The sequence below is a fragment of the Diplocloster modestus genome (assembly GCF_019042245.1).
Taxonomy (GTDB): domain Bacteria; phylum Bacillota; class Clostridia; order Lachnospirales; family Lachnospiraceae; genus Diplocloster; species Diplocloster modestus.
Genome location: NZ_JAHQCX010000030.1, coordinates 16,019 through 28,745 on the forward strand (window position 1 = coordinate 16,019; position 12,727 = coordinate 28,745).

General features: G+C 43.8%; 12 protein-coding genes and 1 pseudogene. All 13 read left to right on the top strand.

Features of this window, described 5'->3' with window-relative positions:
- The first annotated feature begins 413 nt into the window (after window positions 1-413).
- Entirely contained in the window at window positions 414-917 is a 504-nt protein-coding gene (locus tag KTH90_RS24520; protein ID WP_158355078.1) for a transglycosylase SLT domain-containing protein, read from the top strand.
- A gap of 19 nt (window positions 918-936) precedes the next feature.
- Window positions 937-1,221 carry a hypothetical protein gene (locus tag KTH90_RS24525; protein WP_158355080.1) on the top strand — a complete coding sequence of 95 codons (285 nt, stop codon included), beginning with the start codon at window positions 937-939 and terminating at the stop codon, window positions 1,219-1,221.
- Window positions 1,222-1,232: 11 nt separating this feature from the next.
- Complete coding sequence (locus KTH90_RS24530) at window positions 1,233-1,649, top strand: RNA polymerase subunit sigma-70 (protein WP_158355082.1); 417 nt, start codon at window positions 1,233-1,235, stop codon at window positions 1,647-1,649.
- Window positions 1,650-1,797: 148 nt separating this feature from the next.
- The gene (locus KTH90_RS24535; RefSeq protein WP_158355084.1) at window positions 1,798-2,076 is read left to right on the top strand and encodes a YjcQ family protein; all 279 of its coding nucleotides are present in this window, start codon (window positions 1,798-1,800) and stop codon (window positions 2,074-2,076) included.
- Window positions 2,077-2,270: 194 nt separating this feature from the next.
- Window positions 2,271-2,447 carry a hypothetical protein gene (locus tag KTH90_RS24540; protein ID WP_238727610.1) on the top strand — a complete coding sequence of 59 codons (177 nt, stop codon included), beginning with the start codon at window positions 2,271-2,273 and terminating at the stop codon, window positions 2,445-2,447.
- A gap of 63 nt (window positions 2,448-2,510) precedes the next feature.
- Window positions 2,511-3,362 carry a hypothetical protein gene (locus tag KTH90_RS24545; protein WP_158355086.1) on the top strand — a complete coding sequence of 284 codons (852 nt, stop codon included), beginning with the start codon at window positions 2,511-2,513 and terminating at the stop codon, window positions 3,360-3,362.
- A 14-nt stretch (window positions 3,363-3,376) separates the two neighbouring features.
- The gene (locus KTH90_RS24550) at window positions 3,377-3,835 is read left to right on the top strand and encodes an esterase (RefSeq protein WP_158355088.1); all 459 of its coding nucleotides are present in this window, start codon (window positions 3,377-3,379) and stop codon (window positions 3,833-3,835) included.
- A gap of 129 nt (window positions 3,836-3,964) precedes the next feature.
- Window positions 3,965-7,849, top strand: a complete 3,885-nt coding sequence (locus KTH90_RS24555) for a phage tail tape measure protein (RefSeq protein ID WP_158355091.1) — start codon at window positions 3,965-3,967, stop codon at window positions 7,847-7,849.
- An 83-nt stretch (window positions 7,850-7,932) separates the two neighbouring features.
- On the top strand, window positions 7,933-8,661 hold the full coding sequence (locus KTH90_RS24560; protein ID WP_158355093.1) for a phage distal tail protein: 729 nt from the start codon (window positions 7,933-7,935) through the stop codon (window positions 8,659-8,661).
- 10 nt (window positions 8,662-8,671) lie between these two features.
- A complete protein-coding gene (locus tag KTH90_RS24565) occupies window positions 8,672-10,798 on the top strand; it encodes a phage tail spike protein (RefSeq protein WP_238727611.1) in 2,127 nt (708 codons plus the stop codon).
- On the top strand, window positions 10,788-11,054 hold the full coding sequence (locus tag KTH90_RS24570) for a hypothetical protein (protein WP_158355097.1): 267 nt from the start codon (window positions 10,788-10,790) through the stop codon (window positions 11,052-11,054). The genes KTH90_RS24565 and KTH90_RS24570 overlap by 11 nt, the downstream gene beginning before the upstream one ends.
- Window positions 11,026-12,045, top strand: a complete 1,020-nt coding sequence (locus KTH90_RS25005) for a BppU family phage baseplate upper protein (RefSeq protein WP_275061500.1) — start codon at window positions 11,026-11,028, stop codon at window positions 12,043-12,045. The genes KTH90_RS24570 and KTH90_RS25005 overlap by 29 nt, the downstream gene beginning before the upstream one ends.
- 12 nt (window positions 12,046-12,057) lie before the next feature.
- Window positions 12,058-12,727, top strand: a pseudogene (locus KTH90_RS24585) (collagen-like protein); the annotation flags it as partial.

The window sequence follows — 12,727 nt, forward strand, 5'->3', positions numbered from 1 at the left end:
TTACAAATAATAAATAAATGTAAAATATATAGCAATTTTTTGCAAATGAAGTGTAACAACCAACAAAAAATAAGGTAATGAATAATTATATTTTTTTGACAGAAATGACACGATATGTAAATAAGAACTAATGTTCGATATTATAATACCATAATTTGGTAATACATGCAAGAGCAGTTTCATATTTCCGGATAGTATGAAACCCAATCATATCTTTTTGTATTAATTTAAGATTTGAATGCACCTATCCCAGAAATTGGAACTGAAATATCTTCAAACGAAAAAAGATTACCTTTCAAACCCTTAAGGAGAATTTGTCATGATCATGCAAAAGCTATGTTTTATAAGTGCCGGGAATAGAACAGCGAACCATAACCGGTATATCAAAATTATCGTAGGAGGAGGCAAGGTACATGATTATGGATAAAGTAAAGAGAACAATACTGATGGTTCCCGCTCTGGCTATCTTAGCAGCTGCTGTCAGACCGATGCACATACAAGGTGATGAGGCTTTAGAAAGCCGGGTATATCTGCGAACCTATATAGAAGCGACGAGTGCGGAATATAATATCTGCCCTGAGCTGGTGGAAGCGATCATAGAAGCTGAAAGCAACTGGAATCCGAAAGCGGTAAATGGACAATGTATCGGGCTGATGCAGATTAACAGTTACTGGCATCAGGGCCGAATGAAAAGACTCGGGGTTACAGATCTGACAGAACCGCGGCAGAACATTCTGGTTGGGATCGATTATCTGTCCCAATTATTTTCGGAAAATGAAGATATTTATCTGGTACTGATGAAATATAACATGCGCCAGGATACGGCATATCAAAAATGGGGAGCAGGTGATTATTCTAATTATGCGGTTTCCGTGGCCGCCCGGTCAAGTGAATTAGAGCGGGAACATGGAAAATAGAAAAGGAGGATGCAGAGTGATGGAAAGTCAGAAAGAGGTTCTTACGTGGATGATGAACTTGGAAAAGCTATTTTTGGATCACAGAGAATTAATGGAGGGTGTAAGGGGAGACAAAGAGATCAAACCATTAGACAGCCTGAACGACTATTGTGTACACCTTTTTAAAGGCGTGGAGCAGCTCTCTGAGGCTTCCGGCATACCCGTGATGACAAGAATGCAGGGAGATGGTCTTTACCGCAGAAATTATATCATACACAACGGGATCGAATATTTTCAGCTTGAACCGCTGCAAACTACCAGGTGAGGGGGATCATTATGAGGAAAGAAATTCTGGAAGAATATATAGATGCTTGTGAATTAGTGAAAGAAACTGAAGAAGACATCAAATATTTGAAAAAGAAGAAGCAGGCGTCAGTCCTTGGAGAAGGTACTGTAAATCAGATTTCCAATGGAAACAAATACATAGGGGCGGCCGGCGCAGAGGATATGCAGGATAAGGACTGGCAGCTGCATCTGGAAGAAAAACTCTTAGTAGAACGGAAGAAAAATGCCGAGCATGTAAAACTGAAGGCGGAAGAATTCCTAAACACGGTACCTGCGCGTATGCAGCGCATTATCCGGTTTAAAGTGTTCCAGCGTCTGACCTGGGAAGCGGTAGCTGTAAAAATGGGAAGAGGGGCCACTGGAGAGAGTGTGAAAAAGGAATATTTTAGGTTTCTGAATGAAAATTAAATTTTTCTAAAGAAAATAAAAGATTGTCCCGGATGTCCTACATGTCCCATTTGGAAATGATAGGATAGATTAAAGAGATGATAGGTTACAGTATACAGGTGTGAACGTGGTATACCGATATCGTGCGGGAAAGCACGCAAGGAGGAGAATGATGACAACTGATGCAAAACAGCAGGTACTTCAGGCTATATATACAGAGTACCAGAAGGATCTGCCCCGTATGGAGAAGATCACAAGTGAGCAATTACAGATGGAGGATCAGATATTTTTATCAGCCCTTATGAAGCTGCAAAATGAGGAACTGATACAGGGGGTGTTCTGGAACCCCTCTGAAACGATGGATATCAGAAGAGTACGGGTAATAAACCGGGATAACCTTTTCCTTACGAAAGAAGGGGTGCGTTATATGGAAAGTCATTCAGTATGATTTCATGGCAGCAGAAAAACAAGTATTTGGAGAACAGTGATGACTTGTAGAACAATAATGACTTGGTAATAGGCCCGGCAATTGTCGGACTTTATTATAAAATTCCGCCTGGGCGCGGGCGTAATCGGCGCAGGTACACGGGGGACGCGACCCCGATAAAAAGCGAAGTACCGGACGGGGAAGATGGAGATCAAATGGATAGAAAGTTTTTGACCGATCTGGGTATTCAGAAAGATTGTGTAAATCAGATAATGACACAATACGGAAAAGCACTGTCAAAGCTTCAGAATCAGATTCAAAACCAAAAAGCCATGATTGAACAATTGCGCAATGAACTTCTTCTAAATGACGGCGATATCGACAAGCCGTAGAATGTCGACAGAAAATATAACACGAATAGTGTGATCAAAAACAACTGGAAAGGATGATTAAAAATGGCAGGAATTAAACCGAGAAAAGGTACAGAGAGAGCAACTATCGATTGCAGTATGATCGTAGCAACGACAAAAGAGGAGAATCCCAGAAGCATCGCGATTACATCGGGAAGTAAGATCGCAGTGGAGCCTCAGGTAGAGACTACCGAAGCAGTAAAATTAATCGTAAAGGGCGTACTCAAGGCCCAGAAACCGGAGAAGAGAACGCTGACCGGGCATCTGATTACTCTGACTGACAACTTAACCATTCTGGAGATGATCGAGATTCTGCAGGGCGGTACACTGGTGAAAGACAGCGACGGAAATATCGTGAGTTATGAGCTGCCGGTATCCGGTGCCGAGTACGAGCCGGTGAAGTTTGTGCTGGACGTATATTCCGCTCAGATGTCAGGTTCTGAAGTGATCGGATACGAAAAGATTACATATCCGGGCTGTACCGGTCAGCCGGCAGGACTGAACTCCGAGGATAATGTATTCCGGGCAACGGAATATCCCATCAGTTCCTCCCCAGCCAGCGGCGAAGCGCCTTATAAGATCGAATATGTAAAAGAACTGCCGGTTGTTGAGCAGACGATCGGAACTCTTAGCGTGACCAGTACGGCGGGTTCTGCGGCTGGAAAAACAAAACTGACGGTTTCTCCGGCAAAAGCGATCTCCAACAGCTATAAGTTCAAGACCGGTGCATCCGTTTCCATGCCGGTTTATGATGAAGCGTGCACAGATGAATTTACAGCGTGGAACGGCACAGAGGAAGTAACTGCGGCTAGCGGTAATAAAATCCTTGTTGTCGAGTTGGATTCTGAAAATAAAGCAAAGAAAGCTGGCATTGCAGATGTGATCGCAATGGCATGACAGGAGGAGAGAGGATGGTAACATCGTTACAGGATTTAAAAAGATATGCGGGCGGTTCTGAAGTGGAGCTGCCCGGCTTCCTCTCCGAGGAGCCGCTGATTGTGAAGCTGCGCAGGCCGTCTCTGCTTCATCTGGCAGAGTCTGGGGGGATACCGAATCCGTTGCTGTCTACGGCGGCGGAGCTCTTTAAAAATGGGACGTCCGGAGTTATGAAGGACAATGAGAGTCTTATTGAAATGGCAAAGGTTATGCGCTGTATCGCTAAGGCAGCGCTGGTGGAACCGACTTATCAGGAATTCGAGGATGCAAAAATCAATCTGACAGATACACAGCTAATGTATATCTACAATTATGTACAGACAGGGATTGATTCCCTGCGGATGTTTCGTAAAGAGCAAGGAATTGTTAAGAATCATAAATCTGGGGATATCTCAAAGCAAAAGTCCGAGTCAGATTATGAAAATAAAAGATAACTATACAGGATTCTGCTTTGACGAAGCTTGTAATTATATTCGGACTAAAATAATAAATGGTGAAGATCCTGTATATGAGAATCAAGTGACAAATATGGAAGAGTTTTATAACAGATTGGGGGTGAGCTAATGGGGGAAAATGATATACAGGCCTTTGGACAAAAAGTGAGTAAGGCAGCTGGAATTATATCAGATGTTTTTACTAAGCCATTGGAATCGGTAGGAAAGACAAGCCTGCAACTTGCAAAAGATGCAGAGCAGGGATTTCAGAAGATAAGTTCTATTTTTGATCATACGATTCTTTCCTATGACCGGTTAAGAAATGGGGTGGTTCAGGCCTCGGAGGAAACTGGCATCGCAATAACAGACTATAATGAAGCGATGTATCGGACACTGAAAGCAACTGGAGATACAGCAAATGCGATTGACTATACAACCATTGCGGTAAAGGCAGCAAAAGGAGGATTCACAGATATATCTTCAACTGTCGATGCCTTGACAACGGTTATGAATACTTATGGATTGACCGGTGCAGACAGTATGAAGAAAGTATCGGATCAGATGTTTGCGGCTCAGAGTATTGGTAAAATGACTTTTGATGAATTGTCCTACAGCATCAGTCAACTGTCACCTATTTCTGCTCAGGCTGGTATGCAAACAGAAGAGTTGATGACCTGCTTGGCGTTACTGACTGGTAATGGTATGTCTGCAAATGAAGCTGTTGGAAATTTAGGTAATGTTCTTAATAATTTACTGAATCCTTCAGCGGAAGTATCAACAGCTGCTGAACAGTTAGGGATTGATTTTTCGGCATCAGCATTACAATCAAAAGGTTTCTCCGGAGTTTTGGATGATGTAAAAGAAGCAATGTTAAAAGCAGCGCCTGAGTATATCAATTTATCAGAAAAAATTGAAACTAATAAAATAAAGCTGCAAGAACTCACGGAGCAAGGCCGCAGTAATACAGAAGAATATAAAAACCTGACAACAGAAACACAAAACATGCAGGCAGAAATGGATGCATTGGCACAAGTATCCGACTCTCCAATTTCAAAATTTGCGGCATTATTTGGAACGACGAAACAACTGAATTCTATGCTTTCATTTACTTCGGAATCAGGTTCAAAAAGTTTTCAGGATGCTTTGTCAAAGATTAAAAGTTCAGCGGGAGAAACTCAGAAGGCGTTTGATCAGATGGATTCTTCACCGCTGGGAAAGATGGAAAGTGACTTCAATAAACTGAAAATAGCTGGGATGCATGCCGGTGAAGCTCTTTTACCTATTGCGACGGAACTAGTGGAAGGTATCGGAAAACTTGCAGAAAGTTTTTCTAAACTTGAACCTGAGGAACAAAAACTTATCGCGGCAGCCGGAGGAATAGTGGCTGTATCAGGACCTGTTTTGGATTCCGTTGGATCGTTAACTACAGGAATAGGCAGCCTTATCCAGTTCCTTGGGTCTCCGGTCGGAATTGGAGTGGGTGTGGCGGCGGCTATAGTTGGTGTGGGAATTGCAATAGAGGAGGCCAATGAAAAAGCAGAGCAAGCTGCTCTTGAAGAAAGATTTGGAGATATATCGTTGTCACTGGAAGAAACGAAAGATATAGCAGAAGAGCTTGTGAATTCGGAGGCTTTGGATAATATCAGCCAATCGTTGGAAGCATTCGGTGACTTGAAGCAGCAGCGAACACAGATTGAAGGATTCGCTGAATCTTTGGAAAAGAGCTTAATGAAAGCAGTTACCCTGGGGGGACTCGATGAAACGTCAAGTCAAGAATTGGGTGAGACTTTAGAATCCTACGTGAATAATGGTTTGGGTTTTCTGGAACAGACACAGTTCAGTGCGAAACTTTCTCTAAAAGCTATGTTTCCGGAAGGTGATAACGATCCATTTGGTTCTTTTATTTCAGATGCTCTCACTCAGAGTATGTCACAGATACAAGGAGAATTTGATACAGCCTCTGATGAAGTGGGTAAAGCCTATGCAGAAGCGATGACAGACGGGATTATTAATGCGGAAGAGGCTGAAACCATAGCTGCCGCAATTCAGAAGATGCAAAATATAATGGACAAAGTGTCTGAGGCTTTGTTCGAATCAAAGATTAATAAAATTAAGCTTGGTGTAGATTTGGGTTCATTAGATGCAGAAAGCTTCCTTAATCTCATGGATCAAATGAATGATGCAATGCAGGAAAAAGTGGATGCAATAGATGAATGGCAGATTCAGACAGGAACAATCATTAATCTTATTCCTGACTTGCCGGAGGAAGCGATTGACAACTTTAACAAGGTTCTGAACAATGAGGCGAACAGACAAAAATATGAGGTCGAATTAAAAAGTATCGATGTAAGTATGGGGGTTATTGAAGAAAAGTTTGGTGATGCGGCAAAACAAGTTGCAGATAACATTAGTACAGAATTTGGTAAAAACAGCCTTCTTTCAGAAAGTTTATCTACTGTTCTGTTTAACGCTAAGGCCTTTAAAAGCGCTTCAGACGATCAACTCGGAGTGATGACAAGTTCCTTAGATACATCTGTTAGTAATCTTATGAGTTCGGTTGAGGGAAGTATGGTTAGAATTCAAAGTCAATTATCGCAAACGGATATGCCGAAACTGGATGAAATAATGCAGACTATGTTACCTACAGAAGAAGCTTTGTTTGAGATGAAAGAAAAGCTGATCGAGACCGGTAAGGGGATTCCGGAGAGTTTAAGAAAGGGAATTAGCGACGTTGAGAAATATAAAGCATTAGCTGGTGATACACAAGCATTATACTTTTATATAGGAGAACAGTTATCAGAAAATAATCCTAATTTAGAAGAATCCCTTATGAACATAAAGGGATTTGGTGAAAAAATACCCGCTAGCATAATGGAAGGTATTGAGAACCAGGCCGGGCTTGTGTATGACAGTACGTCGAACGTATATAAAAAAATTCAAGAAGCCCAAGGATCTGATTTTGTTCAGGAATTAATAGATGAATTAAATGCGAGCGGTGAAAAGATACCGAAAGATATATCAGCAGGTATGCTGTCTGGTCTTGGTATAGTATATGATAGCACCACCAGCTTATGGACAATGATTGGTCAGGCCGCGTCAGATAATTATGAACCAACATCTGAACAACTGAAAGGACAGGCCGGAGTTATGGTCGATGATTTTGCAGGGACGGTAGACACTAAGCTTAATGAGATAGATTTTACCGAAAAGGGACGAAATGAGATGTCCGGCGTAGTTAACGGCGGGGCACAGGCTATGGATGAAGGAAACGATATATTGGTTGAAAGTACACAAAACATGGCAGATGCAGTAACAGGGACGTTGGACGAAGCAAAACTGCCGGAGTATACCTATGAATCATCTGCAGAAATGATGAATGGACTTATTACTGGAGTAGACGAAAAGCTGCCTGGTTTTCAAATGTTAATACAGAATATAATAGATACTCTGTCGACTTTGAATTCAGAAAATTTTCCTACATATGATTGGGGGGCTGATCTAATTTCTAATTTTGCTGACGGAATACGCAGCGGGACTACAGAAGTGGAAAGGGCGGCTCTAAGAGTTGCGGAAATCGTCAGCAGATACTTACATCACAGTACTCCGGATATTGGGCCGATGTCTGATGATGATACATGGATGCCGGACATGATGAATAATTTTGCGATGGGGATTAAAAATAATCGAAAACAGGTATTAGATGAATCCTTCGCGTTAACGAAAGAAATGGAACGTATATTTAAGGATCCGATTGGCAGAGATATATCATTTACCGATTTCGCATCTCGTATTGAGCCTGAGGAACCTACCCACCCTGCTGAACAGAAGCTGAATATTGATTATTCCAAACTGGTCCAGGCTATATCAGAGGAAGTCGGAAAAGCTACATTTAAAGTGGAAGATAAACGGGAACAGCATTTCATTTTGGATATTAACGGGCAAGCAGTAGAAGTAGTAGGCAGAGCTGTTACACCGGTTGTTTCAAGAATCCAAGCTATGAATATGCATGGATGATTTAATTCTTGGATTAGCAATATAAATTAAGAAGAGTAACTTTTTCCGGTATTCGTACTCTAACATGAAAAGGAGGAATGCCCATGTATGACTATAACCCGGAATACAATCTCCAGGATAAATGTGTTGGAGAAAGATGTTTGATCAATCAAAAAGATGCATATTTGGAATTCAATGCGGATCTAAAGTCATTTTCTATAATACCTGGCATCATCACAACCCAATATATTATTCAAGCAGGAAAAAGCGGATTTGTTGAGTTCGACAGGACGACAGAACCTAAAACAGCTACTGTAGAATTTTATGTAGGAGGAGCTTCAGACGAAAGTGCGCAAGAAAACATATCGAACCTGCTGTTAGCATGCAAAAAATGTGTCCTGAAACGGGAACTGCACAGATTTGAATATCCTGCGCTTCTTACGGGCAAAAACATACAGGAGTCTGGTGTAACACCATACTACCTGGTAACATTAAATTTTATTGTAGTACAGCGTCTCCCCCTGATATCCACCGAAATCACAGAACCAGCCATCATTTACAATGACGGAAACATACCGTCAGGAGTCAGATACATCCTGAAGCCCCCTATTGACATTTCATCCTTCAAAATCAACAGCATAAAAGTTACCAATCTCCATGCCGGCAAAAATTTCATCATAGACGGGATCACCGGCAAGATCACAGAGAACGGCAATAACCGTTTTGCTGCCACCGACGTCATTGATTTCCCCAAAATCCTCCCCGGACAAAATGAGATAACCATGTCCTACAATATCCCTATAACGGTAGAATACTACCCGTTATTTGAATGAAGGTGAAGAAATGCTGAAAATACAAGATCCAAAATCACCTGGTATCCTGCATCCCTTTGAGCCGGAGGAGACTAAATGGAGTATTACACATGCTTTCAACGGCTATGATGTACTATCTTTTGAACTTCCGGCCCGGCATGAGATCTATCAATACATAACAGAGGAGTGCCGGATCATCGCAGAAAACAACCAATATTCCGTTAAATCCATTGATGAGCATTCGCAGTATATCGTGATCGACTGCCAGCTGGATCTGGATGATTGGAGGGAACGGTTCTGGCGGGAATACCGAAAAGAAGATACCAGCCTGTCTGAGTTGTTAAATGATATTAAGCCATACAACTGGTCCATCTCGGATGCTGGTAAGTATGTCCAAAGATACACGATAGAGGCCAGTGAAGGCCACCCTGTGGAAAATGTGAATTCGGAAGACCTGTTGAACAAAGCTCTGGGCCTGTGGGGGGTAGTAGGAAATTTTGATGTGTTAAATAAAATCCTCTATGTGGTAAATCCGCAGGAGTACACAGCAACCGGAGAATATATCACTGAAGAGTTAAACCTGAAAAGTCTGGGCTACACAGGAACCAGTACAAATTTCGCCACCAGGCTGTATGCATACGGGAAAACAGATGATAAGACCAAGATCCCGCTCTCTATATCCTCTGTGAATGATGGGAAAGAATATGTGGAAAATCACCGCTACTCGGATCGAATCATTTCCGTTGGCTGGAAGGATGAACAATATACAGACGCGCAGACTCTGAAAAATGCGGCAATCAATAAGCTGGAAAAACTGTCTTTCCCTGAGAGATCCTACGAGTGTGAGGTAAACAATCTGGATCAGGATATCTGGTTATACAAGGTAGTGACGCTCATTGACCGAAAGCGGCATACCCGTGTGAATCATCAGGTAGTGGAATATAAGGAATACCCGAAAAGACATTCCTTAGATGTAGTAACACTCTCGACGTTACCGCCGACGATAGAAGGGACTTACAACCAGATACGCACGGAAATTACAGAACAAGTCGAACAGACAAAGACGACCATGGAAATAGCGATCGAAGATGCCACACGCCTGATAACCGGACAAGACGGAGGTTACGTCGTATTGGATCCGGCGGAGCGGCCGGAACGAATTCTGATTATGGACCAGCCGGACAAGACAAAGGCAAATAATATATGGTGCTGGAATCTGGCAGGTTTAGGGCATAGTAAAAATGGAGTCAGCGGACCTTATGGTTTGGCGATGACCATGGATGGAAAAATAGTAGCCGATTATATTACGACCGGTAAACTCTCCGGCATAACGATCCAGGGAAATACTATTATCGCAGGAAGCCAAAATAATTCATCGGGTGAAATCAAAGCTATGTCGGGTGATGGACAAACGGAATTCGTGAGACTGGATTATAACGGATTAACTGCGATTGGGGGAAAAATCGCGGACTGGACGATCGAGCCATACCGTTTACACAGTAATGGAGCAGGTATGAACGCATATGGACATGGAAAAGCCTTCTGGGCCGGCGGCGATGATCTGACGGGTGAAGCTGCCCCATACCGTGTCGACCACAATGGGGATATGTTCGCATCCCATGTGACGATTGACGGCGGTTCGGAAAAGGATGTTACCTGTCTGATACATAATCACGATCAGACGGCTGAGATGAAAATGTTTGGCAGCGGAATGCATATCCAAAATATAGACGGCAGCGGATGGATCGCTAAAATCTCAACGGCGGGGGTTTCTACGGAAGCAGGAGAAGAGCACTATGCGCAGATGACTCCGGATTTTGTGTCCGTTGTGAACGGAGACAGGAAAGGGACACTGGATGTCTTTGGAGCCAGCCCGCAGTCATTGGTTAAATTGAAACAAAATATCGAACCGGCAAGCGGCCTTTTAGAGCATGTCATGAATACAGATGTATATTTCTTCGAATATAAATCACATCCGGATTATCGGATGCAGGGATTTGTGATCGGAGAGGGATATCGGTTGTCGCCTAAGGTTTTGACAGCGGATGGGGAATCCATTAATTTGTACGCGTCGCTGGGCGTATTATGGGGTGGTGTTCAAGAGGCTGTTAAAAGAATCGAGGAGTTAGAGAGAAGGTGTTCTGAAAATGCTAAGTGAAACAAATGGAGAAATGCGAAGTAAGATGCAAAGTGAGCTGCAGAAGCCGGCGATCGTAGTAATTGACGAATTAAAAGAAAAGATACGGACGGACATAAACGGATCGGGAATCCATTGGGTACTGCTTGAGCCTCTGATCAGGGATTTATATGAGGAAGTACAGGCATTGACCCGGAAAATGGCAGATGCGGAAAGGGAAGCGTATCAGAAAAGTGTGGTGAAAAATAATGCAGATAATAAAACATATAGTGGTTGATTTATATAGAGAAATGCCGTCTATTATGGTTACGGCAAAACAAAATGATTCCGGAAGCAGATTCATAGCGGCAAGGCTTACAGAAGACGGGTCTCTATTCGACATTCCACAGGATTCGGAATTAAGGGTTAAAATAAGAAAGCCAGACGGTACCTCGGTATTCAGTTTTTGTGAATTGCAAAATGGTGAAATCCTGGTACCGCTGACCAGTCAGACACTGGCCGCAGACGGGCTGGCTATGGTGGAGATTGAACTTCGAAAAGAACAGGTTCTTCTATCTACCGCCTATTTTAAAATGCAGGTCATAAAAAGCGTGGTCCCCGACAGCGGGATCGAAAGTACGGACGAATTTTCCGCGTTGAATACACTGATCGGAGATGCCAAAAAATATATTCCGCAGACCGGACCAGCATTGACGGCAGCAAGAGAAACATTAGCAGCAGCGAATCAGGCCAAAGTTACGGCCGAATATGTAATCGATGAGGCCGGACATGCCCGGGATGGCGCGAACCAGGCGGGGACTTTCGCAAATAGCCAGGCGGAGAGCGCCAGAACACAGGCCGATGCCGCATCAGTGGCTGCGGCCAATGCCGATAGAGTGGCCTCCGATCTGACTACCCGAAAAGAGAATGGGGAGTTTACAGGCCCTCAGGGACCTACCGGTGCAAAAGGCGCGACGGGACCGCAGGGGCCAGAAGGAAAACAGGGACCTATCGGGCCGCAGGGGCCAACCGGTGTACAGGGACCTAAGGGAGCGGTTGGAGGAACCGGGCCGCAGGGCCCTCAGGGAATACAGGGTATAGCCGGACCGAAAGGGGATAAAGGAGACCGGGGTGACAGCGGTGTCGTGGTCCCAGCCAGTGGGCTCTTTACTCTGTCAGCAGACGAAGCGGGAGATCTCTATGCGACGTATGCGGACGGGAGCACGCCTCCCGTATTTGAATATGATGCAACTACAGGAAATGTATATTATGTTATACCAGAAGAATAGGAGGAAATTAGTATGGGCAGAGCATTTATAGGCAATGTAAAAGGACCGAAAGGTGACAAGGGTGATAAAGGTGCAACCGGGGCCCAGGGACCTATTGGCGCAACCGGCCCGGCAGGTCCGCAGGGGCCGAAAGGGGATAAAGGAGATACCGGTCCACAGGGGCCGGAAGGACTCAAAGGAGTGAAAGGTGAAACTGGCGCCGAAGGCCCCCAGGGGTTGAAAGGGAACAAGGGAGATACTGGCCCGCAGGGACCGGAAGGCCCCAAAGGTGCAACGGGACCGGCAGGTCCGCAAGGGCCGAAGGGGGATGTAGGACCAATTGGCCCGCAGGGGCCGATTGGAGCTACAGGCGTGGTAGACGTTAGTACGCCGGTGGCATTTACTGTCCCAGCTACGGATGCAGATATTGCCAGTGGAGAAGCGCTGACAACGTTATTTGGAAAGATCCGGAAAAGATTTGATGTTATTAAGACGTCAATAGGTACATTGGGAAGTTTAGCAACGACGGCTAAAGGTTCTGTGGTGGCAGCTATTAATGAGCTTAATACGCGAAACAATAATTTGGCGGATAGTATTGATACGACAAATAGCGATTTGGCGGAGTTAAATAATAATTTAGCATCAAAAGCAAACGTATCCCACACACAAGATTGGTCTACCATAACGGGTAAACCATCATCAT